The sequence below is a fragment of the Halosolutus amylolyticus genome, from assembly GCF_023566055.1.
Lineage (GTDB): Archaea > Halobacteriota > Halobacteria > Halobacteriales > Natrialbaceae > Halosolutus > Halosolutus amylolyticus.
Map to the genome: position 1 here is coordinate 309,762 of NZ_JALIQP010000002.1, position 22,759 is coordinate 332,520.

The 22,759-nt window shown below is 66.6% G+C and carries 24 protein-coding genes; 7 read left to right on the forward strand and 17 right to left on the reverse strand.

What is annotated here, in order from left to right; genetic code table 11:
- Positions 1-9 precede the first annotated feature (9 nt).
- Positions 10-945: a biotin--[acetyl-CoA-carboxylase] ligase gene (locus MUN73_RS07940; protein WP_250139921.1), complete on the reverse strand. Its 936-nt coding sequence runs from the start codon at positions 943-945 to the stop codon at positions 10-12.
- 213 nt (positions 946-1,158) lie between these two features.
- Here MUN73_RS07940 and MUN73_RS07945 point away from each other — a divergent pair, with 213 nt between their 5' ends.
- Positions 1,159-1,983 (forward strand): DUF7504 family protein, encoded by an 825-nt coding sequence (locus MUN73_RS07945; protein ID WP_250139922.1) that lies wholly within the window; start codon positions 1,159-1,161, stop codon positions 1,981-1,983.
- 24 nt (positions 1,984-2,007) lie between these two features.
- On the opposite strand, the gene MUN73_RS07950 is transcribed toward MUN73_RS07945, so the two are convergent.
- The gene (locus MUN73_RS07950) at positions 2,008-2,988 is read right to left on the reverse strand and encodes a tyrosine--tRNA ligase (protein WP_250139923.1); all 981 of its coding nucleotides are present in this window, start codon (positions 2,986-2,988) and stop codon (positions 2,008-2,010) included.
- 156 nt (positions 2,989-3,144) lie between these two features.
- On the reverse strand, positions 3,145-3,429 hold the full coding sequence (locus tag MUN73_RS07955) for a HalOD1 output domain-containing protein (protein WP_250139924.1): 285 nt from the start codon (positions 3,427-3,429) through the stop codon (positions 3,145-3,147).
- A 124-nt stretch (positions 3,430-3,553) separates the two neighbouring features.
- Between MUN73_RS07955 and MUN73_RS07960 the strand changes: the two genes are divergently transcribed.
- The gene (locus MUN73_RS07960; RefSeq protein ID WP_250139925.1) at positions 3,554-4,207 is read left to right on the forward strand and encodes a hypothetical protein; all 654 of its coding nucleotides are present in this window, start codon (positions 3,554-3,556) and stop codon (positions 4,205-4,207) included.
- Between the two features lie 126 nt (positions 4,208-4,333).
- Positions 4,334-4,657, forward strand: a complete 324-nt coding sequence (locus tag MUN73_RS07965) for a hypothetical protein (protein ID WP_250139926.1) — start codon at positions 4,334-4,336, stop codon at positions 4,655-4,657.
- Between the two features lie 21 nt (positions 4,658-4,678).
- On the opposite strand, the gene MUN73_RS07970 is transcribed toward MUN73_RS07965, so the two are convergent.
- Positions 4,679-5,455, reverse strand: a complete 777-nt coding sequence (locus MUN73_RS07970) for a 4-phosphopantoate--beta-alanine ligase (RefSeq protein ID WP_250139927.1) — start codon at positions 5,453-5,455, stop codon at positions 4,679-4,681.
- 131 nt (positions 5,456-5,586) lie between these two features.
- On the opposite strand from MUN73_RS07970, the gene MUN73_RS07975 reads away from it, so the two are divergent.
- Positions 5,587-6,327, forward strand: a complete 741-nt coding sequence (locus MUN73_RS07975) for a class I SAM-dependent methyltransferase (RefSeq protein ID WP_250139928.1) — start codon at positions 5,587-5,589, stop codon at positions 6,325-6,327.
- Positions 6,328-6,339: 12 nt separating this feature from the next.
- On the opposite strand, the gene MUN73_RS07980 is transcribed toward MUN73_RS07975, so the two are convergent.
- From MUN73_RS07980 to MUN73_RS07990, 3 genes are all read right to left on the reverse strand, one after another.
- Complete coding sequence (locus tag MUN73_RS07980; protein WP_250139929.1) at positions 6,340-6,987, reverse strand: helix-turn-helix domain-containing protein; 648 nt, start codon at positions 6,985-6,987, stop codon at positions 6,340-6,342.
- 179 nt (positions 6,988-7,166) lie between these two features.
- A complete protein-coding gene (locus tag MUN73_RS07985) occupies positions 7,167-10,061 on the reverse strand; it encodes a YegP family protein (RefSeq protein WP_250139930.1) in 2,895 nt (964 codons plus the stop codon).
- A gap of 267 nt (positions 10,062-10,328) precedes the next feature.
- A complete protein-coding gene (locus MUN73_RS07990; RefSeq protein ID WP_250139931.1) occupies positions 10,329-11,162 on the reverse strand; it encodes a pantoate kinase in 834 nt (277 codons plus the stop codon).
- A gap of 110 nt (positions 11,163-11,272) precedes the next feature.
- On the opposite strand from MUN73_RS07990, the gene MUN73_RS07995 reads away from it, so the two are divergent.
- On the forward strand, positions 11,273-12,643 hold the full coding sequence (locus tag MUN73_RS07995; protein ID WP_250139932.1) for a WD40/YVTN/BNR-like repeat-containing protein: 1,371 nt from the start codon (positions 11,273-11,275) through the stop codon (positions 12,641-12,643).
- A gap of 31 nt (positions 12,644-12,674) precedes the next feature.
- Here MUN73_RS07995 and MUN73_RS08000 read toward each other — a convergent pair whose 3' ends face one another.
- The 3 genes from MUN73_RS08000 to MUN73_RS08010 form a co-directional block, all read right to left on the reverse strand.
- Positions 12,675-13,460 carry a hypothetical protein gene (locus MUN73_RS08000; protein ID WP_250139933.1) on the reverse strand — a complete coding sequence of 262 codons (786 nt, stop codon included), beginning with the start codon at positions 13,458-13,460 and terminating at the stop codon, positions 12,675-12,677.
- Positions 13,461-13,602: 142 nt separating this feature from the next.
- Positions 13,603-14,907 carry an aspartate--tRNA(Asn) ligase gene (gene aspS, locus MUN73_RS08005; RefSeq protein WP_250139934.1) on the reverse strand — a complete coding sequence of 435 codons (1,305 nt, stop codon included), beginning with the start codon at positions 14,905-14,907 and terminating at the stop codon, positions 13,603-13,605.
- 75 nt (positions 14,908-14,982) lie between these two features.
- On the reverse strand, positions 14,983-16,329 hold the full coding sequence (locus tag MUN73_RS08010; RefSeq protein ID WP_250139935.1) for a cytochrome P450: 1,347 nt from the start codon (positions 16,327-16,329) through the stop codon (positions 14,983-14,985).
- 150 nt (positions 16,330-16,479) lie between these two features.
- On the opposite strand from MUN73_RS08010, the gene MUN73_RS08015 reads away from it, so the two are divergent.
- Together MUN73_RS08015 and MUN73_RS08020 are read left to right on the forward strand one after the other, a co-directional pair.
- Positions 16,480-17,148 carry a helix-turn-helix domain-containing protein gene (locus MUN73_RS08015; RefSeq protein WP_250139936.1) on the forward strand — a complete coding sequence of 223 codons (669 nt, stop codon included), beginning with the start codon at positions 16,480-16,482 and terminating at the stop codon, positions 17,146-17,148.
- Positions 17,149-17,233: 85 nt separating this feature from the next.
- On the forward strand, positions 17,234-18,025 hold the full coding sequence (locus MUN73_RS08020) for an SIR2 family NAD-dependent protein deacylase (protein WP_250139937.1): 792 nt from the start codon (positions 17,234-17,236) through the stop codon (positions 18,023-18,025).
- Positions 18,026-18,115: 90 nt separating this feature from the next.
- Here MUN73_RS08020 and MUN73_RS08025 read toward each other — a convergent pair whose 3' ends face one another.
- The 7 genes from MUN73_RS08025 to MUN73_RS08055 all read right to left on the reverse strand — a co-directional run bounded on the left by MUN73_RS08025 (position 18,116) and on the right by MUN73_RS08055 (position 22,671).
- Positions 18,116-18,322 carry a hypothetical protein gene (locus tag MUN73_RS08025; protein WP_250139938.1) on the reverse strand — a complete coding sequence of 69 codons (207 nt, stop codon included), beginning with the start codon at positions 18,320-18,322 and terminating at the stop codon, positions 18,116-18,118.
- A gap of 121 nt (positions 18,323-18,443) precedes the next feature.
- A complete protein-coding gene (locus MUN73_RS08030) occupies positions 18,444-19,115 on the reverse strand; it encodes a helix-turn-helix domain-containing protein (RefSeq protein ID WP_250139939.1) in 672 nt (223 codons plus the stop codon).
- A 163-nt stretch (positions 19,116-19,278) separates the two neighbouring features.
- Positions 19,279-19,980, reverse strand: coding sequence for a phosphoglycerol geranylgeranyltransferase (locus MUN73_RS08035; RefSeq protein ID WP_250139940.1), 702 nt, complete (start codon positions 19,978-19,980; stop codon positions 19,279-19,281).
- Between the two features lie 93 nt (positions 19,981-20,073).
- Positions 20,074-20,820, reverse strand: coding sequence for a class I SAM-dependent methyltransferase (locus MUN73_RS08040; RefSeq protein ID WP_250139941.1), 747 nt, complete (start codon positions 20,818-20,820; stop codon positions 20,074-20,076).
- A gap of 72 nt (positions 20,821-20,892) precedes the next feature.
- Positions 20,893-22,086, reverse strand: a complete 1,194-nt coding sequence (locus MUN73_RS08045; RefSeq protein WP_250139942.1) for a threonine synthase — start codon at positions 22,084-22,086, stop codon at positions 20,893-20,895.
- Positions 22,087-22,270: 184 nt separating this feature from the next.
- On the reverse strand, positions 22,271-22,447 hold the full coding sequence (locus tag MUN73_RS08050; RefSeq protein WP_250139943.1) for a 50S ribosomal protein L37e: 177 nt from the start codon (positions 22,445-22,447) through the stop codon (positions 22,271-22,273).
- The gene (locus MUN73_RS08055) at positions 22,444-22,671 is read right to left on the reverse strand and encodes an LSM domain-containing protein (protein WP_250139944.1); all 228 of its coding nucleotides are present in this window, start codon (positions 22,669-22,671) and stop codon (positions 22,444-22,446) included. Before MUN73_RS08055 ends, MUN73_RS08050 begins: the two co-directional genes overlap by 4 nt.
- Between the last annotated feature and the right edge of the window lie 88 nt (positions 22,672-22,759).

Consider the following 22,759-nt stretch of genomic DNA (forward strand, 5'->3'; position numbering starts at 1 on the left):
CTGTCAGCTTCAGACCGGCCGGAGGTGTTCGCAGTCGCCCGCGGAGACGGTTTCCCGCCCGTCGTCGGTCTCGACGACGAGCGCACCCGAGTCGGTCACGTCGATCGCCTCCCCGACGAGGTCGCCGGCCGGCCGATCGATCCGCACCCGCTGGCCGAGCGTCAGCGCGTGCTCGCGCCAGGCCGGCACGACGGAGTCGAGGTCCGATCGGTACCGGTCGAACCCCTCCAGGAGTCGCTGGACGAAGACGCGTCGATCGACGTCGCCGGATTCCGCGCGGATGCTGGTAGCCGTCTCGGGCAGGGCGTCGGCGTCGATGTTCGCGTTGACGCCGATCCCGACGGTGAGCCACTCGACGCGTCCCGTCTCGCCCTCCATCTCCGTGAGAATTCCTGCGAGTTTCCGGTAGTCGGTCCCGTCGATCGGGACGACCACGTCGTTTGGCCACTTGATCCGCGCGTCGACGCCCGCTTCGCGGGCCGCCTGCGTGATCGCGACCGAGGCAGCGAGCGTGTACAGCGGTGCCCTCGCCGGCGCGATCGCCGGTCGCGAGACGACGCTTACCCAGACACCACCCGAGGGGGCGGACCACTCGCGTTCGAGTCGGCCGCGCCCGCCGGTCTGCTCGTCCGCCAGGACGGCGACGTCCGCGGCCCCCTCCGACGCCAGGTCGCGCGCCCGATCGTTCGTGCTCCCGACCGAGTCGTGGTACTCGATCGTAAACGGCGCGTCGAGCCCGTACTCGACCGCCGGGCCGTTGTACGCCGTGACCCCGGCGAAGTCGTAGCCGTCGGGACCGCTCTCGATCTCGAAGCCGGCCTCGCGGAGCGCCTCGATGTGCTTCCAGACGGCCGCTCGCGAGACGTCCAGTTCGTCGGCCAGCTCCGGACCCGACAGCGGGCCGTCGTCGATGGCCGCGAGGATCGCTCGTCGCGTCTCGTTCATAGGCTCGCAAGGGGTCCGCTCGTACTTCAATCGGGAGGATCGGTCGCGATCGATCGCTTCGGTCGTCCGATCTGTCGACGTCCCGGCCGATCCGGAGCTATTTTGGGATCGATCACGCACGTGGATTGTATACTGGTACCGATCGACAGGAGTCAGTCGGTGAGTCGTCCAGTTGATATAAGTGGACCGTAACGGAATCCGAAATATAGTCTTATGCCAGCCGATACTCCGTTTTACGTTCTCCTCGAGGACGGGCCGCCACTGGGCGGACAGATCGTCCAGGCCGTCTCGACGGTCGTCGACGAGGGACGAGAGGAACTCGCGCCGCTCCAGGAAACCGTCGATCCGGAGGTCCTGGAAACGATCGTCCGCGAAAGGTCCACGCGGTTCGTTTCCATCGTCTACGAGGGGGTTCAGGTGACCGTCCTGAACGGGACGCGGCTGGTCGTTCGAGATCCGGACTCGATTCACGCGGCACTCACCGGCGTCTCGAACGTGCTCGTGCCGACGACGGAACGATCGGAGGTGTGTACCGAACTGTTGACCCCGTATCCCCCGGCGTGGGAGAACGTTCTCGTTATCTCGTTCGACGATCCGTCCGTTCACCTCGAGGGTCGTCCGGCCGAGACGGGGATCGTCACCGTCGGCGGATTCACGCGATCGGCATCGACGTCCGCGTCCGAACCGGTCCGGACGGACACGGGACCCGATCCGCCGTCGATCGCCGCGGTCGAGGATCCGACCGACCTGGCGACGCTCGAATCGGTAATCACCGACCAGCTCTCCGCGTGGGCGACGAACGACAATCGGACCGTCGTCTGCTTTCATTCGCTCTCCGAGCTATTAGGGCACGTCGACTGGACGACTGGACGGCGGTTTCTCGAGGCGCTCGCCCGGAAAATCAGTGCGGCGGACGCGATCGCTCACTACCACGTCGACGTCGGCGCCTGCCCAGGGGTCGACCTGGACGCGCTCGAATCGATCGTCGACGCGACCGTCGAACGGGACGAGACCGGACTCCGGGTCCGGGACTCGTAGCGTATCTCCCGGCCGGCGTGACGATCAGGCCCGCAGTTCGCGGAGTTTCTCGCGACCCGGTGCGATCAGTTCGTCGAGACACGCCGCCAGGGTGCTCTTCGCGTCGGCGGGGTGGAGTTCGCCGGATTCGAGGTCCGCTGCGAGCGCCTCGTAGGACTCGTAGGTGAGGTCGCCGCCGTACTTCTCGGGTCGCTCGACGGTCACCGTCTCGAACCGCGGGAAGACGTGGTACTCGAACAGTTCGAGTACGGGGTTTTCGAGGTCGCCCTCGGGGTCGCGCGTCGGCGGACAGAACGCCGAGTTGACCTTCTCTTCTACGTCCTCGGTGGAGTCTTCCATCGAAATGGTGACGCCCTCGCTCGAGGACATCTTCCCCTCGCCGGTGGTGAGATCGGCGACGATCGGGGTGTGGAGGGCGGGCCGGACCTCGTAGTCGAGTTCGGGAAGTTTCTCGCGGGCGAGCATGTGGACCTTGCGCTGGTCGAGTCCGCCGACCGCGAGGTCGAGGTCGAGGTACTCGATGTCCAGCGTCTGCATCAGCGGGTAGACCAGGTGGCTCACCTTCGCCGTCTCGTCGCCCTGGATCTCGGCCATCGCGCGCTGGGCGCGGTTCATCGTCGTCGAGAGTTCGAGTTCGTGGAGGTCGAGGGTGTACTCCTCGTCCAGCTGGAACTCCGAGCCGTAGACGAACTCCGTCTCCGCCTCGTCGAGGCCGTAGGCGACGAACTGGGCTTTCATTTGCTCGGCGGTGTCGCGGATCTCCTCGAACGTCCCTTTCCCGTTGAGGTAGGCGTGGACGTCCGCGAGCAGGACGACGACCTCCATGCCGGCCTCCTGGAGGTCGATCAGCTTGTTCGCAGTCAGCAGGTGACCGAGGTGGAGCACGCCGGAGGGCTCGTAGCCGACGTAGACGCGCTTGCCCTCGGGCTCGCTCGCGAGGTCGCGCACCTCCTCGTCGGTGACGACCTCCTCGGCGTTTCGCGTGATCAGGTCGTAGGTGTCCATGTGTGGACTGAAACCGGAGGAGGAATTTATACCTCCTGATACGGCCTCCTGTACCGATTTCCCGGTGCAACCGCACGGCGGTCGCGGTTGCACCGGAACTGACCGACAGGAGCCCGTATGAAAGCCCGCGCGTCGATCGGGTCAAGGGAGAGGAGATCAGGGTGCGTGACAGAACGTGGTGGTGCCGTCCTGCTGGACGTGGATCCGATACCCCTGATACGTGAACGTCAGTTCCGCCTCGGCCGCGGCGGGCGGCGGTGACGAGAAGAGGTCGGCGATCAGCCCGTCGACGCAGTTGTAGATCGGGTCGATCTCGGCCGGATCGGCGTCTTCGAGATCGGCGACGATGTCCACGATCTGGATCGCCGGCGACTCCCGCGAGGTGTCGAGGTCGCGGCACGTAACGATGTCGTCGTCCGTCGAATCGATCGACTCGGTCATCGGTGGTCGGATCGAAGTCTACGATCGGGGTAACGCTTGTACCGGCTGCTGCATGGCGGTCGGTGATCGTCTCGAACGTTGTCTGCCCAAGCCCCTTCCGACTGGTCCCCGTAGCGCCGATCGTATGGGAATGTCAACGGACGCGGTCAACGCCGTTCGGCGGAGTTTCCTCCCGCAGGTGCACTACCTGCTCGCGGGACGCTTCGACGGCTACGCCGTCAGCCACACGACGGCCGAGGAGTACGTCCTGACGGCCCACTGTTCGGAGGAGACCCTCGAATCGATCCTCGACGATCTCGGGTTCTCGCGGAACCCGATCGCGGCCCTCAAGGTCCGCGCGGACGGGAACACCTCCGAGGGATCGTGGGTGTGGCGACCGTCGCCGCTCGCCTCCTACCAGTTGCACGTCGTCCTCCACGAACTCGCAGGCGAAGAGGGCGTCGACGTCTACGCCCACTGGGAGTGTTCGTGGATCCGTCACCCCTACAGGCACTACGTCGCCCGCGGCTACGACGCCGAGAAGGGCGTCGAACTCGCGCGGCGGTGGCTCACTACCTACGAGGGCGCGGCGCTCGAGGGACGTGGCGTCGACTACGAGATCGACGATTCGATCACGCGACGGGCCAGCGAGTACCTCTCGGTGTCGTACTACCGGGTCGAGGAGGTCGTCGCGGCGGTCACATCGCGACTGCCGTACGTCGACGGTGACGAGTCGCTGACGACCGATCGGGACGGCGGGCGGGACACGGTTTCGCCGCGGATCGCCGATCGGTCCTGACCGGCGCACCTGGTGGAGGAGCTAGCGGCGAATCGATCGTCCGGTCGACGAGGACCGACCTCCATTGTGAATCCCGGTGACGAGAAAATGAGTGTATTTTTGGTGACGGAGACGCACCCACGTGGTATGGCTACCCATGCACCGGAGAACGGCGGCGACGCTGGTGCCGAACTCCCAGACGTCGTCCCGTTCTCGCTGCCCTACCTGTCGCGATTGAGCTGGGAGCTGGGATCACGCGTGGTCGACGACGACGAGTCGACGCGACACAGCGAGTGGGAGCGGACCGGATCGTCGTGGACGCTGACGGTATTCCGAGTGACCGACAACACCGTCCTCCTGAAGATCCGCACGCCGGTCGGTCGGGAACGGTTCTACGGCGCTGCGCGATCGGATCTGCAGACGGTCCTCCCCCGTCTGGAGGAGACGCCGTACTGGGATCGACGCGAGTAACGCGATCGACGGCTGGTTCCGTCAGAACCCGTTCCGAATCCGTTCTTCCGCGTTCTCGAGGGCCGCCTCGCGATCGAACGCCTCGACGATCTCCCGCAGTTCCGCCTCGTCGGCGTCCGCCAGATCCCGCGCGTGTGCGGTCATGTTCGGGACGGCGCGAATGATGTTGTCGACGATCGGCACGTCGGCGACCTGCGGCGATCGCGAGAGGGGATTGAGGTCGATCACGATCTCGGTCTTGTCCATCTCGTCTAAGGCCTCCGCTCGATCGCCGTCCTCCAGCGGGACGAGGACGACGTCGGCGGCGTAGATGCCGTCGGCGTCGACCTTCGCCCGCTGGTGATCCAGGTTCGGGATCCGGGCGTCGGCCTCGAGCCCCCTGACGTCCTCGGCACCGTGCTCGCGAAGGTGGTCGGCGATCGCCGCGATCCGGTCCGGCGTCCGGTTGAACAGGTTGACCTCGAGGTCGGCCCCGGTCGCCTCGGCGAGGGCGACCATCTCGCCGGGGACGAGCGCCGCCACGTTGCCGTTGATCGAGAGGACCGGCCGATCGGCGAGAAGCAGGTGGGCAGCGGCCGCGCGTTCGGCCGCGTCGGCGCTCGGGATCGTCTCCTCGCCGAGCAGGTAGTCGAAGGCGCTTCCGCGGCCTTCCGCGTGCATCCCCTGGAGGTGGGTGATCCCCTTCTCGACGCCCTCCTCGATCCGGTGGCGAGTGAGCAGATCCTGGTAGCGGGGATGGTCCTCCGGGATCTCCTCCTCGTCCTCGACCTCCGCAGAGACGGTCTCGTAATCGGTCACGATCGATCACTGGATTCGATCGGTGAAAAAGAGACCGATCCGTCGGATCCCGCTCCCGGGGCGGCCGAGGGTAATAAAGCCCCGATAGGTTTCGCCTGAAGGTACCTACAGGTGTCGAACCAACTGCCGGTATGGCTACCGACCATCGGGACCGAAATCCAGCGAACGGCCGTTCCAGTTCGGACGATGAGCACGCCGCCCACCTCGAGCGCAGTCGGACGGTCTGGGACCGCTGGAGCGATTACTACGGGATGAGCGAGCGGGACTTCGAACCGATGCGCGAGGCGCTGATCGATCGACTGGCTCTCGAGCCGGGCGATCGCGTGCTGGAAATCGGTTGCGGTCCGGGAGTGAACTTCGAGCGGCTCCGGACGGATGTCGGCCCGGACGGCGAGCTCGTCGCCGTCGACTACAGCCCGGGGATGGTCGAAAACGCCCGCGACCGGATCGAAGAGCACGGCTGGGAGAACGTCGAGGTCCGGCGGGCCGACGCCACGACGATCGACTTCGACGAACCGTTCGACGCGGCGATCGCGACGCTGTCGCTGTCCGTGATGCCGGACGCTCGCCGCACGATCGAGACCGTCTATCGGTCGCTCGTCCCGGGCGCCAGGTTCGCCGTGCTCGACGTTCGGATGATTCCGTCGGGTCCAGCCCGCATCCTGAACCCGATCGTGTGGCGATTCTTCCGCTGGTACGCGAACTGGAACCCCGACAACGACGTTGTGGGGTCCCTCGCCGCCGTCTTCGAGGACTGCGATGGGGCGGGGCATCGAAGCGACGGCGAAGCCGCCGGCACTTGCGACGTCGTCGAGACGTCCCTCGCCGGCAGCGCGTACTCCGTCGTCTGTACCAGACCCGGAGCAGAGTGAACGGGCGTCACCTCACGGCCCGTCCTCGAGCACCCGTTCGACCGCGTTGGCCTCCCCGCGCCGGAGGAGTTCCGACGCCGTCGAGACCGCACAGCCGAGTTCGTCTGCGACGGCCTCGATTCCCGCCTTCCGCGGGACCTCGTAGAAGCCGACCTCCCAGGCGGCGCGCAACGCCCTCGACTGCCGGTCGGTGACCGCAGTGTCGCTGACCGTCACGTCGTCGCCCACCCAGCGAACGTCGAACCGAATCCCGTCCGGGGCCTCCTCCATAACCGCCGTGAGATCCGTCGAATGGCCGACGAGCGTCAGTCGGATCGTCCGATCGGACCGAACCTCGATCGGCGGTACGACCACGACGGTATTCTGTGCGAGCGCGTCCAGCAGCGACAGCCCGTCCGGACCGAGTTCGCGCCGAAGGTAGCAGAAGAAGCCGTCGTCGGCTGTGGTGATATCGTACTCGAGTACTGCATCCCGATCGGACAGTAGCGACTCGTAGGGCTCCGGCTCGCCGTAGACGAACGACGTGATCGTCTCGGTGCCGTCGACCGACTGCCCGCCGACGATGAGTTCCCGATCGAGTGCCGGCGACTCGCAGAGCCCCTCGTGGAGCGGCGGAATCGTCTCCTTCGTGTAGCCGATTTCGATCCCTATCGATTTCATGTCCCGGGATTGCCCGTCGAACTACTTAACATTCCGATAGGTATCGTGACTCCGACGATCGTGCTGTCCGTCACTGCTGGCGCGACCGCGCCGGGAACTCGGGACGGCAGACCGTACGAAACCGCACAGAAGAGAACGATCGATCGGGTCGCAGTCGGGTTCGCAGGTCGGACCGGCGCTCAGTCCGTGAAGGTGATCCAGCCCTCGGGCGCGTGGGCCTTGACGTCGTTCATCGCCTCGCGAGCCTCCGTTCTGGTCTCGTAGGTCTGGGTGCTCTCGGCCATCGACGAGCCGTACTCGTCGACCAGACGCCACACCCAGCCGTCCTCGTCCTCGGCGCTGTGGAGTTCGAAGGAGACGCTGTCGATCTCGAGGATGCTCGCTGTCTCGATCAGCGATCGGACGTCCTCGATCGCCGCACGGGCGGCCTCGTTCGAGACGTGGCTCTCGTTGCCGGTCGCGACGGTCCGGCCGTCCTCGTCGATCAGCCGCCAGCGCCACTCGTCGTCCTCGTCGGCGACCAGTTCGAACGAGGCGACGTCGAAGTCGACCCGTCCGGCGATCGGCGCGAGCTGGCGGACCTCCTCCACGTCGGACATGACCGCCGCCTTGTTCGAGGTCGTGCCGACGCCGCTCGCGATGACCTCGCGGTCCCGATCGACCAGGTCCCACGACCAGCCCTCGCTGTCGTCGAGCCTGATCGCGGCGTCTTCGATCGCGAAGATCGGTGCCTCGTCAGCGTACCCCGTAAGTTCGTCCACGGCGGCGAGTGCGGCTTCGCGGTCGGCGTAGGAGCCGACCGAGTCGGCGATCTCCTCGCGGTCCCGATCGAGGAGCCGGAACCGCCACTCGGTGCTGCCGTAGAGCTGGACGGCGACGTCGCCGACCGTGTAGGACTGTGCGGCGGCCGCCGCCTCGCGGATCGAGTCGAGACTGTCGACCAGTTCGTCGCGGGTCGGGTGGTCCTCGCCTTCGACGGCGACGGTCTCGCCCGACGGAAGGACGAACCGCCAGTGCCAGTCGTCGTCCGCGTACGGCTGGAAGATCGCCCGGTCCATCGTGCGAACGTCCGAGTCGAGGTGTTCGAGCAGCCGGTTCATGGCCTGGCGCGCGGCCCCGCGGGTCGGGTGCGTCGAGGGGTCCTCGGCGACGAGTTTGCCGGCCTCGTCGATCAGCCGCCAGCCCCACTCGTCGTCCTCGTTGACGAACAGTTCGAACGCCGCCGTCTCGATCTCGAGCAGTTCGGCGTTCGGTGCCTGCTCTTTCAGCGTCATCATCGCCTCTGCGGCCTCGCCCCGGGAGGTGTGTTCCTCACCGCTGTCGGCGAGCACGTTGCCGTCCTCGTCGATCAGCCGCCAGCGCCACTCGCCGTCGTCGGCCTCGTACACCTGGAACGCCGCGTTCTCGAACTCGATGAGATCCGCCTCGCTGGCCTGCTCGCGAACCCGCTCGATCGCCGCTTCGGCCGCCTCGGTGCTCTCGTGGGGTTCCCTGCTCCCGGCGACGATCTCGCGATCGTCCGTGACGAGTCGCCACTGCCAGTCGGTCGTCTCCTGACCGTCGGCCGCGGCCGCGCCGCCGTCGGTGGCCACCGTCTGGTCCGCCGTCGCCGGCAGGTCGTCGTCCCCGTCGAACGTCAGTTCGTGGCCCGCGGGGAACACCTCGTATTCCGCGTCGTCGATCTCGACGACGTCCGCGTCCCGCGCGTTCGACTGGAGCTCCTCGGCGCGTCGCTCGGAGTCGTCGTGATCGTCGACTCCGTCGGGGCTCCGGGCGACGACGTGTTCGTTCTCGTCGACGAGCCGCCACCGCCACTCCTCGCCGGACTGGTAGTGCTCGTAGGTCGGTTCCCCGGCGACGGTAACCGCCGCCGATTCGAGTTCCGGAAGCAACGCTTCGGCGGCTTCCTCCGCGTCGCGGCGCGATCCGAACGCGTCGGTACAGGTCGCGACCACGTCGTCCGCACTGTCGACGAACCGCCACGTCCAGTCGTCTCCCTGCTCGTGGAGTTCGACGCCGACGTGCTCGATGTCGAGCAGGCGCGCCCGATCGTACCGCTCGGCGAACGTCCGGGCGGCCTCCTCGGCGCGTTCCTGCGTGTGGTAGCCGTCCTCGCCGGCGGCCAGCGGGGTTCGCTCGTCGTCGACGAGCTTCCAGAACCACTGGTCGCGCTCCTCGGTGTAGGTGAACGCGGCGTCCTCGATCTCGATGACGTCGGCCTTCGGACCGCGGTCTTTGAGGAAACTCACCGAGTTCTCCGCCCCGTCGCGTTCGTCGAACTCGCCGGCGCAGGTGCCGACGATGCTGCCGTCGTCGCGGGCCAGCGCCCACTGCCAGGTGCCGTCGCGATCCTCGTAGAGTCGGAACGCGGAGGTCGTCAGCTCCATCAGCCCGGCGGAGCTAATCTGGGACTTGACGCGTTCGATCCCCTCGCGGGCCTCCGGCCGGGTGACGGCGCTGTCCTCGCTCCCCGCGAGCGCCTCGAGGTGCAGGACGTTCCACGTCCAGTCGCCGTTCTCGTCGCGGAAGACGGCGAACTGGGCGCCTTCGAGCGCGTCGCCGGTCATCACCGGCGGATCTTCGGTCGATCCTTCCTCTTCGACCCACATCCCCTTTCGCCCCGTGAGGACGGGCACGAGCGCCGTCACGCCCGCGATGATCGCGATACCGATCGTGTACACCGCGATCACCTCGACGTCCACCTCCATGCCTCGCTGTCGCCAGTTGTCGGGGTAGAGGATACCGTACAACACGACACCGCTCAGCGAAATCAACAATCCGACGATGCTCGCCTGGATCCCGCGCTTGCGCACCGGAAGCATCAGCCCGATACCGAACAAACAGAGGGACAGGCCGGACGCAGCCGCGACGCCTCCCCACCTGATCGGTGTTTCCTTTGCGGAGCCCTCTACGATGGTGTACCCCACGACGAACGTGAAGACGCCGGCGAAACCGACGATATACCCAAGGATGAACAACCAGTAGCCGTAGACGTCCTTTTTCGAGTCAGGTTCACCAACGTAGTGTTCGTACAGCCGGAACAGATTTTGGTGAAGGTCGCTGTTGAAAGACATTGCGAAACTTGACACGATAACTCGAACGGATTATAATAAAGTTTCGGCTACTGTTTCCAAAGCTGTCATATAATGCATCCAGAGATACTGGGTTTCGATCCGTCACGCCGATCGTAACGCCAGCGACCGGACGACGTCGGATCGGTGCGAATGTGACCGATTCAGGGGTCGATACGTATAGTGGCCACCGTTCGTCGGACAGTACGGACCACTGATGAATCAGCGATCGGATACTGTCGGGTGTGGTGTGATACCAAATATCAGTAACTACTTGAGGACTGCCCCGGCAGGGTGTGTCGCACAGACAGCCGGGTCGTAGCCGGCGTCGGACAGCCCCGTCCCGAGCGCGAACACCGTCTCGCCGAGCATGGCCATCGAGGCCTGGCCGCCGACCGCCGTGACGTCCTCGATCGTGCCGACGACGTCCTCGGTCAGGAGCCCCGCCTCGCGGGCGAACGCCCGGGACGCGTACATGAACGACAGGAGCGTCGGCTCCTCGACGACGCGGGAGAGGGCTTCCGTGCCCGCGGCCGTCAACTGGTCCGTGTCGCCGGAGAGCACCTCCGAGGTCGATAGTTGGCCGAACGTGACGTACTCGACGCGTGCGCGGGCGGGAATCGCGTCGAGTTTGTTGTCCTGCGGGCCGCCGGGTTCGAGCCGGATCGGGACGCCGCCGTGGGCCTGCGCGACCACGTCGCCGAGGCCGGTGCCGGCCTGGACCTCCGCGCCGTGTGCGATCGTCACGAGTTCGTTCCGCGAGAGCTTCCGCTCGAAGACGCGGTTGGCCGCGAGCGCCGTTCCGATCGCCATCGCCCCGGAGACGCCGAACCCGGACCCGATCGGGAGGTCCGACTCGGCCTCGACGCGGGCCGGCGCGTCGAGGGTATCGAGCACCGTCGTCACCGGATCGACGTCGATCGGTTCACCGTCCAGTACGACCGTCGGTTCCGGACCCGCGGCGGGTTCGACGGTAACCTCGACCCCGTCCGTGAGCGTCAGTCCCGCGCCGCGGGAACCGGCTTTCGTCGGATCCTCGGCCGGGTGTGCACTGAAAAACCCCGTGATGTGTCCCGGGACGAACGCCGTCGCCTCCTCGCGCATTAGCCCCCGTTTGCGCCTCGCCCGATATAACCGTATAGGTTCGCCGCTCCGGTCGACTCTGGCATACACAGGGCCATGGCTTTTCCCCGCCGATATCCCAGTATCAGCGGATGGCGACCCGGTCCGAGACCGACGGCTTCGCCGCGTTCTTCAGGCAGTACACGAAGACCTGGATGCACGCGGTCGCGACGGCCGGACTCACCGCGTTCGGGACCCTCACCATCGTCCACCGCGGGTTCGTCGTGCTGGCGATCGCCAGTTACGTCGTGCCGCCGATCGTGCTCTATCTCTCGCGGACGCGCGGCCCCGGCGCGTCGACCACGGCGGGGGACGACGACTCCCGATCGCCGACCGAGGCCGCACTGGCCGACCAGTCCGGATCGAGCGCGGACCGGGGCACCGCGATCGACCGATCCGAACCCGCGGCGGCGACGTCCCCGGAGGCACACTCCCCCGACGGACGCGAGCCACAGTCGACAACCGTCGGTGAGGCGACGGATCGGGAGTCCGGGATCGATCGGCAAGAACCCGAAACCGACGACCCGGCCCCCGAAATCGATCGGAAGGCGCCCGTGACCGGCGAGCAAGAGGCCGGAACCGGGACGGAACCTCACTGGGCGACCGTCGACGTGCCGACCGGCGCGACCCTCGCCGACGCCGCAGTCGCAGACGGCGGTGCAGTCGCCGTCGGGGAGGGTGGCACGGTGCTCGTGACCACCGGCGACGACTGGGAACTGGCCCTCGAGGACGGCCCGGGTGCGCAGGGACGGGACCTCCGTGCGGTCGACGCGACTCCCGGCGCCGACGTCGCCTGGATAGCCGGCGATGGCGGAGCGGTCGGCCGACTCGAACTCGGGTCGGGCCGGCACGCGGACTACTCCGCCCCGGCCGATCTGACCGACAACCTGACCGGCCTGGCCGTGGCGGGCGCGACCGACGACGAGACGATCCTCCTGACGAACGGGTCGGGCGAGGTGATCCGGGGCCGGTACCGGGACGGAGAGCTCGCGTGGGACGACCCCGTGACGCCGGGCAGCGGCTCCAGCCTGAGCGGGATCGCGCTGGTCGACGACGCGATCGGCTACTGTTGCGACACGAACGACGGCGTCTTCCGGACCGACGACGGCGGACGGACGTTCGATGCGATCGGGATCGACGGGGCCGACGGCACGCTCACGGACCTCGCGGCCGGTTCGGGGAACGACCTCCACGTCGCCACGGACGCGGGCGTCGTCCACCGGTACGACGGGTCGACGTGGACGCCCGATCGAGTTACCGACGGCGCACTGACGGCGATCGCCCGGCACGACGATCGACTCGTCGCGACCGACGGTTCGCGTGCAGTCCACGACCGCCCCGATCCGACCGCCGACTGGGAGCGGGTCCTCACGGGTGCGAGCGGCTCCCTCCACGGCGTCACGATCGGCCCGGATCGATCGATCGCCGTCGGTGCCGACGGGACCGTGGTCGAACGGCGGTAAGCGGCGGACGAATGCCGGCGCGACCCGCCGACTACCGGTACGACCCACGGCCGGCCTCGAGTTCGCCGCTCGCGCTCGTCCAGTCCGCCTGCGGGCCGACGAGGTCGACGCGCACCTCGTCCGCGTACCAGTTTCCGCTCCAGCCGCCGGCCCACCAGGAGTTCTCGCCGCGGTGAGAGACTCGTATCGACACCTCGGTGGCCGGATCGGCGTCGTACTCGGCGTAGACGAGCCCCGCGTACTCGTAACACCGTTCCGCCCCGTCGAGACACGTCGTCTCGGTCGCGTCGAGCCGCGGCTCGAGAACCGGCTCCGACCCGACCGGATCGCGAGTCTCGATCGACTCGTCGCTCTCGATTCGGAGCGTCAGTTCGTAGGACTGGCGGTCCCGTACGAACGTGTCGGGATCGTCCGGGTCGTACTCCCCGGCCGGGATCCGTTCCGTCCGCCCGACGTCGCCGTCCTCGACGAACCGGTAGTACTCGGGTTCGACGACGAACTCGTCGACGCTGACCTCGAGCATCGGGCCGCGATCGGTCTCGACGATCCGGGTCGAGAACGCCTCCGGCTGCGAGTAGTAGTCCCCGTCGTCGATCGCGCCGCGTACGGTGACGTCGCCGTCCTGGACCGGAACCGGGACGAGGACTGTCGCGTTCGAAAGCGTCCCGTTCGTCGTCAACTGGACGTCGTAGCTGTACTCGCTCGTGTAGCTGTCCTGTGCGAACCGCTCGCCGAGTACGAAGAGGCCCCCGGCCAGCAGTGCGACGACGAGCGTCGCGGTCACGAGTGCGATTCCGAGCGTGCGTCGATGTACCATCTGTGTTTCGAGCCGCGATCGCACCGGGAGTCGACGACGAACCGGGGCCGGTATCGACTACGGCCGGCGATCGTGTATCCACGTCCGATCGTTCCCACGAACGGAGAATCAGCCGTCGAAGAACGATTGGCCGTCGCGAAGCCTACGGGCTCAGTCTCTGGCGATCTCGCGGGAAGAGAACTGCTTCGCGGATGTTCTCCAGGCCGAGGATCGTCATGATGAGCCGTTCGCCGCCGAGGCCGAAGCCGGCGTGGGGCGGCATCCCGTACTTGAACATCTTCGTGTAGTACTCGAACTGGTCGGGGTCGAGGCCCTGCTGTTCGAACCCTTCGATCAGGTGCTCGTGGCGGTGTTCGCGCTGGCCGCCCGAGACCAGTTCCATGCGCGGATGCATCAGGTCGAAGCCGGTCGAGAGCTGCTCGTCGTCGTCGTGGTCCTTGATGTAGAACGGCTTGATCTCGCTGGGCCAGTCGGTGATGAAGTAGTGGCCGCCGACGTCCTGCCCGAGCGCCTTCTCGGCTTCCGTCGAGAGGTCGTCGCCCCAGACGAGTTGCTCGTCGAGTTCGCCCGTCGCGTTGATGCGCTCGATCGCCTCCTCGTAGCTGAGGCGGGGGAACTCGCCCTCGGGAATGTCGAACTCGTCTTCGAGATCCAGCGCCTCGAGTTCCTCGCTGCAGTTCTCGTTCACCGCCTCGTAGGCGGCTGTGACGATCCCTTCGGCGACGTCCATCGCGTCGCTCTCGTCGCAGAACGCCCCCTCGAAGTCGATCGAGGTCGCCTCGTTCAGGTGCCGGGGCGTGTTGTGCTCTTCCGCGCGGAAGATCGGGCCGATCTCGAAGACGCGCTCGACGTTCGAGCCGGCGATGAGCTGCTTGAACAGCTGCGGCGACTGGTTCATAAAGGCCTCCTCGCCGAAGTAGGTGATCGGGAAGAGCTCGGTACCGCCCTCGGTCCCCGTGGCGACGATCTTCGGCGTGGTGATCTCCGTACAGCGGAACTCGCGGAACCGCTCGCGGACCGCACGCAGGATCTCCGATCGGATCTCGAAGACCGCCTGGACCTCCTCCTTGCGGAGGTCGAGGGTGCGGTTGTCGAGTCGCGTCGAGAGGTCGGCGTCGACCTTCCCCGACGGGTCGAGCGGCAGTTCGGGGTCGGCGGGCGCGACGACCTCGACGTCCTCCGGCGTAATCTCGACGCCCGTCGGCGCGCGAGGTTCCTCCTCGACCGCACCGGAGACCCGCACGACGCTCTCGCGGGAAGCGTCCAGTCCGGTCTCGACGAGGTCCTCGTCCATCTCGTCTTTCTCGAACTTGATCTGGATCTTTCCGGCGGTGTCCCGGAGGATCAGGAAAGCGATCCCGCCGAGGTCTCGAATCTCGTGAACCCAGCCAGCGACCGTCACGTCGTCGCCCGGCTCGGCGTCGGCAGTGTAGGTTCTATCCTGCATACCACCTGATTTCCGTCGCCGGAACTTAAGCGCAATCGTTCTGTTTCGGTCCGCCGTCGATCGTGTGAGATCGATTCAGCGCCGGTGGACGGTCATCGGAATCTCGTCTTTCGGCCGAGCGGTGATGGTCGCCATCAGGTCGAGATCCGTTCCGGGGACGAGTTCGAGGTGGTACTGCTGGTAGATCGTCGCGAGGATGAGCCGCGCCTCGAGCATCGCGAAGCGATCGCCGATACACCGGCGCGGTCCCGCCGCGAACGGGAAGTACGCCAGCTTCGGGAGGTCGGACTCCATCTCGTCGGTCCACCGCTCCGGACGGAACGCGAGCGGATCGTCGTACCACCGTGGATCGCGGTGGACGACCCACTGGTGCATCCGGATGGTCGCACCCATCGGGATCTCGTAGCCGCCGATGATATCGGGTTTGACCGGTTCGCGGACGATCCCCGGAACCGGCGGGTAGAGCCGCATCGACTCTTTGACCACCTGCTCCGTGTACGAGAGATCGGAGAGGTCCGCCATCGTCGGCGTCTCGCCCTCGAGTTCCGTCTCGAGTTCGTCGACGAGTTGCCGCTCGACGGCGGGGTTCGTCGCGAGGAGATACGCCGTGAACGTCAGCGAGAGCGCCGTCGTCTCGTGGCCGGCGAGCAACAGCGTCACGACCTCGTCGCGGATCTGCTCGTCCGAAAGACGGTTCCCGTCCTCGTCGGTCACCTCGAGGAGTTTCGAGATGACGTCCCGATCGGTCGGGTTCGCTTTCCGCTCCTCGATCAGCCGGTAGACGACGGCGTCGAGGTCGTTTCGCGCGCGCTGGATCCGCCGTCGGGAGGGGGTGGGAACGTTCGGGGGAAGGACCAGATGCGAGAGGCTCTCGGACGCCAGCATGAACTCCTCGAGGGCCGAGCCGACGGTGTCGACGGAATCGTCGATGTCGACGCCAAACAGCGCCCGGGCGACGATCTTCAGCGTCACCTCCATCATGTCCTCGTGGAACAGCCGGGTCTGGCCGTCCGCCCAGCTCTCGAGGGCTTCCTCGGTGAACTCGGTCATCATCGAGGCGTACTCCTCGATCCGGCCGGGATTGAACGCCGGCTGGATGAGATGGCGGTTGCGCCGCCAGACCGCACCCTCGCTGTTCAGAATGCCGTCGCCGGTGACGGGGCCGAGGACGTTCTGGAACCGGGCCCCCTTGACGTAGTTCTGGTTGTTCTGGACGAGTACCTGCTCGATGTAGTCGGGGTGGTTGAGCTGGAAGACCGGCCCGCTGGGGTCCTCCCAGTGGGCGATGTCGCCGTACTCCTGGGCCGTTCGCGTCATGAAGCCGTACGGGTCACGCAGAAAGGCGAGTTGATTGCCGAAGAACGGCAGTCCGTCGGGACCCGGCGGTCGATCGTCGGCGATAGCGGGGGTATCGCTGCTCATTTTGCACTCGATCCGAGGGGCGCGAGACACCTATGCCTGAAGCCGAGCATGCTCGGGGTTCTTAAGTATCGGTCGACACGGTCTCCGTATGAGCGCGCACAGACCGACTCCGATCGATTCGACCGGCCGCTCGATCCACGGAGACCTGCGATGAGAGCCGCGACGGTCACGCTGACGTGGGACGACGACCGTGGCAATCCGATCGACGACATCTTCGGTGGGAGCGACGCGGTGTCGGTCGACGCGATCCGGTACGTACAGCCCGTCCACGGGGAGCGATACGTCGAACTGCTCGAACTCCGCGGCGATCTCGAGCGCGCGCAAACGCTGCTGGAAGCGTCCCCGGAGGCCATCGAACACGACGTCGCCGGTGCGGACGGTCGGGGCGTCGCCTACGTGCAGTGTCGCACCGTCGGGCTCGTCGGCGATTTCCTGTCGATCCTCTGGCAACGCGAGATCGTCGTCGACTGGCCCCTTACATACGTCGAGGCCGGGATCGACCGCGGCCTCGAACTCACGGTCATCGGTTCGAGTCGAGCGATCCAGCGTGCGGTCGCGGACCTCCCCGCGGGGGTCGATCTCGACCTTCGGCGACTCGGCAGCTACGACCCGGACGTCGATCGGACCACACCCGACCTGACCGAGCGCCAGCGGGAACTCTTCGAGGTTGCCGTCCGCGAGGGGTACTACGAGGTGCCGCGGGAGACGACCCAGCGCGAACTCGCCGCGACGCTCGATCTCGCGACCGGGACCGTCGGCGAACACCTGCGGCGTATCGAAGCGAAACTGGCCGCGGCGTACGCCACGTCCCAGGAGTAATCGTACGGGAGCGACCCGCGGCCGGAGACCCGGGACAGGGCCGGTCGACCGTTTCGTTTTCACCGAGCAGTCACAACCGTCCCACATGGACGATCTCGTGCGACTCGCCGACGCGATCGAGACCGCAGAGACCGCGGTCGCCGTTACGGGTGCTGGCATCTCCGCACCCTCCGGCGTCCCGACGTTCCGCGGCGACGACGGCGTCTGGGACAGGTTCGACGAAGGGCAGTTCAGCTACGGCCGGTTTCGGCGAGATCCGGAGGGGTTCTGGGCGGACCGCGTCGACCTCCAGCGAGAACTGTTCGACGGGGAGTACGCACCGAACGCGGCTCACGAGGCCCTGGCCGAACTGGGGCGGGACGGCCACCTCGACGCGATCCTGACCCAGAACACGGACGGCCTCCACGGGGACGCGGCCGAGTCCGTCCTCGACCGCCCCACGGACGAGTCCGGCGGCGACGAACCGCCGATCGTCGAACTCCACGGCAACGCTCGACGGGTTCGCTGTGCCGACTGCGGGAAACGGATCGCCGCGGAGCCGATTTTCGACCGCGCCGCGGACGGCAACCTCCCGCCGACCTGTGACTGCGGCGGGACCTACAGACCCGACGTCGTCCTCTTCGGCGAGCAACTCCCCGGTGCCGTCATCCAGCGCGCCCGATCGCTCGCCCGGGAGAGCGACGTCTTCCTCGCGATCGGGTCCTCGCTCGTCGTCGAACCCGCCGCGTCGCTCCCGCGACTGGCCGCCTCGTCCGGCGCGACCCTCGGGATCGTCAACCTGGAGCCGACGCCGTGTGACGGCGTCGCCGACGTGATCCGCCGGGACGACGTCGTCGAGGTACTGCCGGAACTTCGATCGCTCGTCGAAGCCCCGTAGCGCACGTCACGGAACGGCGACCGGTCGGCGACGGTTCGTCGATCGAGACGGCGACGCCGGGGACGAGCGCACGGAGCCGGATCGACCGTCTCAGTCCGCTCGGTCGGCCGCCGGGACGAGTTCGTGGACGAGGAGTTCCGTACAGATCGCCGGCGGCATCGGTCTGCCCAGCGAGTCGCTCGTGTCGATCGAGTGGCCCGTCTCGACGAAGTGCTCGAGCGCGAGTTTCGATCGTTCGCGTTCCGTCGCGGCGTCCTCGACGGCCGCGAACCAGTCGCAGTCGTGGCAGAATTTCATCGAACATCCGTCCAACGTCGCCGCACTGAATAAGAATGACGAACCGCCGTCGGGACGCGCCGGCGTCAGCGTCGACGGCAGGGAGTCGGCCCGATCGTCGGAATCCCACCAGGTCCGGGGCTCACGATCGGGTCCGGTCGGGAACGACGTGTTCCTCGATCAGCCGTGCCTGTCCGCGCCGCAGTCGCTCGCTGACGGCCTGCTCCGAAATATCGAGGGCGTCGGCGATGGCCGACAGCCCCGTCCCGCGCGGGACCTCGAAGAACCCGTCCTCGTAGGCGACCCGGAGGGCTTCCCGCTGGGACTCCGTCAGCGTCGCCTGCCCGTCGTCCCCGGGCCGATCGGGCCACGGGCCGTCGGCGAGTCGGCGGAGTTCGAAGGTCACGTCTTCGGACTGCAGGAACTCGTGGTAGGTGTTGAAGGCGTCCCGATTGGGGAACCGCATCTCGATCTCCCACCGACCGTTCGTGGCGCGTCCGGCCAGCAGTTCGCCGCCGACGGTGACCCACTGCCGGTACGCGTCGACGACGCCCGAATCGCTCCGGCGGAGTCGGTACAGGAATCGCTCGGGTCCGCCGTCGACCCGTTCGAACTCGTCGATCGTTCCGTCGTCGGCCAGCACCCGATCGAGTCGGCCGGGGTCGTCACACCGGATGCGACAGACGACGAACGGCCGATCGGGGTCGAGAGCGTACTGGTGCTCGAGGGAGACCTCGAGCGACGGCATCGCCGACAGCGTGGGCCCGAGAACGAGAGCGGGGGAGACCGCCTCGAACTCCGCGAGGAGACTCATGGCACAGTAATTAGCGATGGAGACGCAAAACAGTTTAGGCCGCTGATATTTTTGAGTCAGGGACCGGAGTGAGACGAACCTCATACGGTTTACTGTACGTCAGTTCCGGCGCAACCGCGATCCGGGCGGCGGTTGCGCCGGGAAATCGGTACAGCAATCCGTATCAGGCGTCGTTGGCGGCCTCGACCGTCTGCCGAACGGCCTCGACGCCCTCGTCGTGTGCGAGGTCGCCCACGACGACGACGTCGGCGTGCTGGGCCATCGCGTAGGCCGAGTCGTAATCGTGGATACCGCCGCCGTAGAACAGCGTCGCCTCGTCGACGGCCTCGCCCGCGGCCGCGACGACGTCCACGTCACCGTAGGTTCCGGAGTACTCGACGTAGACGATCTCCTGGCCGAACATCCGCTCGGCGACCGTCGCGTACGCCGCGACGTCGTCCGCCGCGAGGTCGCAGTTGGCCTCCGTCAGTTCCGCGACGTCGGCCTCGGGATTCATGACGATGTACGCCTCGAGCGTCGTCCGCTCCCAGTCGAGGTCCTCGTCGAGTCGGACCCACTCCTTGTGGGCCTCGGTGATCCAGAACGGGGAGCCGGCGTTGAACACCGTCGGAACGAGATAACCCTCCAGAGCGTCGTTGTCGACGACGACGCTCGGGTTCGAGGGCTCCTGGTACAGCGGGACGTCGTGTTCCGCGCAAGCCTCGATGACCGCGGTCATGTTCTCCTCGGTCATGCCCATCGTGCCGCCAACCTCGATCGCGTCGGTCCCGGTCGCACACAGGTCGCCGTAGGTGATCCCGTCCGGAAGTTCCTTGTCGGGATCGAGTTTGAGAACGTGGTTCCAGTCGTCCCAGGGCGCAGTCATACCCCCCCGTTTCCGGACAACCAGCAAAAACGCTACGGAACGGCCATCAGATGGTAGACCAGGGTCGAGTGACTGACACGATTCGTCGTCGCGTTACCGATCGGCGATCCAGACCATCTCCTGGCTCGGGTCCTCGAGCGGGTCGTATTCGAACCCCCCGTAGACCTCCCACGACGAGAACGGCGAACACCGGAAGAGCAGGTCGAACTCGGACTTCGAGAGCAGTTTCAGTCGATGGGCACTCCGAACGACGCGCTCGCCGGCATCGTCGACCACTTCGGTACGGACCCGGGCGAGTTGCTCGACCTCGTCGTCGAGTTCCGTGATCGTCCGATACGTGTACTCGTCGCCGTCAATCTCGATCTCGCGGTCGGTCCACTCGCCGTAGTGCTCACAGATCACCTCGAAACTCGGGACGAAGGCGTTGAGCGCGAGTTGACCGTCGGGGGCGAGCGAATCGTGGAACCGCTCGAGGGCCGACAACTGGTCGTCGACCTCGAGCAGGTAGAGAAACGTTCGGAACGGGACGATGACGAGCGCGTACTCTCGATCGGGCTCGATCGTCGTCATATCCGCCTGCCAGACGGTCGGCTCGAGTCCGTCCTCAGCGGCCGTCTCGCGCAGGACGTCCAGCGGTTCGCTCGCAACGTCGATCCCGTCCGCGTCGACGCCGTCGCGAAGCAATTCGAGGTAGATTCGGCCGGTGCCACAGCCCACCTCGAGAACTGGTCCGTCGGCTTCGCGAGCCAGGTTGCGGTAGAACGCCACGTCGTCGGCCTGCTGGTCGTGAACCGCGTCGTAGAACGCGGCGAGGTCGTCGAAGTAGTCTCCGGGACCCATGCACGACGTGACAGCGCAACGAGTGAAAACCGTTGTCGTGGTGTGGGGAGCAGTACCAGGACCCAGTTGGCGTCAGACGCCCTGACTCATCAGGTGACTGCGCAACACGTCCGCCTCCTTGTTTCCGGTGCCGGTGTTCAGGATGACGATCGTCTCGTCGCCGTCGAACTCGCCGTGATCGGCGAGTTCCAGCGCGCCGCTGACCGCCGCCGCGCAGGTCGGGGCCATCTCGAGGCCCTCCCGCTGGGCGACCTGGACCGCGGCCTCGAGGATGTCCGGGTCGTCGGTCGCGACCGCGCCGCCGTCGGTCTCGCGGATCGCCTCGAGGATCCACGGGCTCGCGCCGGGGTCGGGGATCTCGATCCCGCCGCAGATGGTGTCCGGGTTCTCGACCGGTTCGTGCTCGTCGCGATCGGACTCGAGGGCCTCGACGATCGGCGCACAACCCGACGCCTGGGCCGCGTAGAAGGCAGGGAGGGCGTCGGTTAGCCCGAGATCCTGGAACTCCATCGCGGCCTTGTACATGCCCACGAGGCCGACGCCGCCGCCCGTGGGGTAACAGATCGCGTCGGGGACCTCCCAGTCGAGTTGTTCGACGACTTCGTAGTACATCGTCTTCTTGCCCTCGTGGCGGTAGGGCGTGACGAACGTCTGGAGCGGATACCAGTCGTCGTGTTCGTCGAGGGCTTCCTCGTACGCCGCGGCGGCGTCGCCGATCCGGCCGCCGACGACGTTCATGTCGCCGCCGTGGACGTTGACCATCGCCTTGTTCGTAAAGCCCGATCGGGCGGGGAGGTAGACGTGCGAATCGAGACCGGCGCGCCCGGCGTACGCCGAAGCGGCCTGTCCCGCGTTGCCCGCCGAGGCGAGCGCGACGTCCGACGCGCCGTGCTGGCCGGCCGCGGTCACGGCCACCGTCTGGCCGCGATCCTTGAACGTCCCCGTCGGGTTTCGCCCTTCGTCCTTGATCAGGACCCGTTCGACGCCGAGGTCGTCGGCCAGTCGCGGACAGTCGACCAGCGGCGTCGCCCCCTCGTCCATCGTCACCGCCGACTCGTGGGTGAACGGGAGCAGTTCCTCGTAGCGCCACAGCGAGTCGAACGGCCGCGACGCGAGCGTCTCCCGATCGAGGTCGATCGCGTCGTAGTCGTAGGCCGGGTCGAGGACGCCGTCACAGTCGGGACACCGGTGCGTGGTCTCGTCGGCGTCGAACGCACGCCCGCAGTCACGACACTCGAGGCCGGTGAAGGCGGCTGTCGTCTCCATACGCGAGTGTTCGCGGCGCGGGACTATAGTAGCCACTGGAACGATTTACACACCGATCGCAAAGCCGTCCTGCGATCGGGTGTACATTGACTTCCAGTGGCTACTGTAATGACTGTCCATCGTGAATTCGGGCGGTCGCGCCGCTCGAGCGTCGAGGACAGCGAGAGAAGATAGGGTCGATCGCTCAGTTGTCGCCGGACTTCGACTGCCACTCGTAGTCGCGGCGTTTGGCGGACTTGCCGAAGCCACACGACGAGCAGACCTTCTTCTTGGTGTGGTAGGATTTCTCTCCGCAGCGACGACACTTGGTGTGGGTCGTCTTGTTCTTCTTTCCTTGGCTCGGGGTTCCTGCACCAGTCATGGAGTGATCGAGACGACGTTATCGCCGCGTATAATCGTTGTGTCTTCGACCGGCGCTTCCTCCTCCACGCCGCCGTCGATCGGAATCGCCACGTCTTCCAGGACGAGATTCATGTGCTGATCGTAGCCCGCGAGATCGCCGACGTACTCGTCACCACTCTTGAGTCGTACTGAGACGCGTTCGCCGAGCGACGCCTCGAGGACGTCCAGCGGTCGTCCACTCATACGAAAGACCGCAGTTGATGGACACTTAATCGTACCGGTCCCGTGGTCGGACTGCAGTCGTCTACAGCCAACCAAACGGCTAAGTACA

Coding starts and splice junctions, on each gene's coding strand:
- MUN73_RS07940 (WP_250139921.1), bottom strand. CDS start 945: ATGAACGAGACGCGACGAGCGATCCTCGCGGCCATCGACGACGGCCCG.
- MUN73_RS07945 (WP_250139922.1), top strand. CDS start 1,159: ATGCCAGCCGATACTCCGTTTTACGTTCTCCTCGAGGACGGGCCGCCA.
- MUN73_RS07950 (WP_250139923.1), bottom strand. CDS start 2,988: ATGGACACCTACGACCTGATCACGCGAAACGCCGAGGAGGTCGTCACC.
- MUN73_RS07955 (WP_250139924.1), bottom strand. CDS start 3,429: ATGACCGAGTCGATCGATTCGACGGACGACGACATCGTTACGTGCCGC.
- MUN73_RS07960 (WP_250139925.1), top strand. CDS start 3,554: ATGGGAATGTCAACGGACGCGGTCAACGCCGTTCGGCGGAGTTTCCTC.
- MUN73_RS07965 (WP_250139926.1), top strand. CDS start 4,334: ATGGCTACCCATGCACCGGAGAACGGCGGCGACGCTGGTGCCGAACTC.
- MUN73_RS07975 (WP_250139928.1), top strand. CDS start 5,587: ATGGCTACCGACCATCGGGACCGAAATCCAGCGAACGGCCGTTCCAGT.
- MUN73_RS07980 (WP_250139929.1), bottom strand. CDS start 6,987: ATGAAATCGATAGGGATCGAAATCGGCTACACGAAGGAGACGATTCCG.
- MUN73_RS07985 (WP_250139930.1), bottom strand. CDS start 10,061: ATGTCTTTCAACAGCGACCTTCACCAAAATCTGTTCCGGCTGTACGAA.
- MUN73_RS07990 (WP_250139931.1), bottom strand. CDS start 11,162: ATGCGCGAGGAGGCGACGGCGTTCGTCCCGGGACACATCACGGGGTTT.
- MUN73_RS07995 (WP_250139932.1), top strand. CDS start 11,273: ATGGCGACCCGGTCCGAGACCGACGGCTTCGCCGCGTTCTTCAGGCAG.
- MUN73_RS08000 (WP_250139933.1), bottom strand. CDS start 13,460: ATGGTACATCGACGCACGCTCGGAATCGCACTCGTGACCGCGACGCTC.
- aspS (WP_250139934.1), bottom strand. CDS start 14,907: ATGCAGGATAGAACCTACACTGCCGACGCCGAGCCGGGCGACGACGTG.
- MUN73_RS08010 (WP_250139935.1), bottom strand. CDS start 16,329: ATGAGCAGCGATACCCCCGCTATCGCCGACGATCGACCGCCGGGTCCC.
- MUN73_RS08015 (WP_250139936.1), top strand. CDS start 16,480: ATGAGAGCCGCGACGGTCACGCTGACGTGGGACGACGACCGTGGCAAT.
- MUN73_RS08020 (WP_250139937.1), top strand. CDS start 17,234: ATGGACGATCTCGTGCGACTCGCCGACGCGATCGAGACCGCAGAGACC.
- MUN73_RS08025 (WP_250139938.1), bottom strand. CDS start 18,322: ATGAAATTCTGCCACGACTGCGACTGGTTCGCGGCCGTCGAGGACGCC.
- MUN73_RS08030 (WP_250139939.1), bottom strand. CDS start 19,115: ATGAGTCTCCTCGCGGAGTTCGAGGCGGTCTCCCCCGCTCTCGTTCTC.
- MUN73_RS08035 (WP_250139940.1), bottom strand. CDS start 19,980: ATGACTGCGCCCTGGGACGACTGGAACCACGTTCTCAAACTCGATCCC.
- MUN73_RS08040 (WP_250139941.1), bottom strand. CDS start 20,820: ATGGGTCCCGGAGACTACTTCGACGACCTCGCCGCGTTCTACGACGCG.
- MUN73_RS08045 (WP_250139942.1), bottom strand. CDS start 22,086: ATGGAGACGACAGCCGCCTTCACCGGCCTCGAGTGTCGTGACTGCGGG.
- MUN73_RS08050 (WP_250139943.1), bottom strand. CDS start 22,447: ATGACTGGTGCAGGAACCCCGAGCCAAGGAAAGAAGAACAAGACGACC.
- MUN73_RS08055 (WP_250139944.1), bottom strand. CDS start 22,671: ATGAGTGGACGACCGCTGGACGTCCTCGAGGCGTCGCTCGGCGAACGC.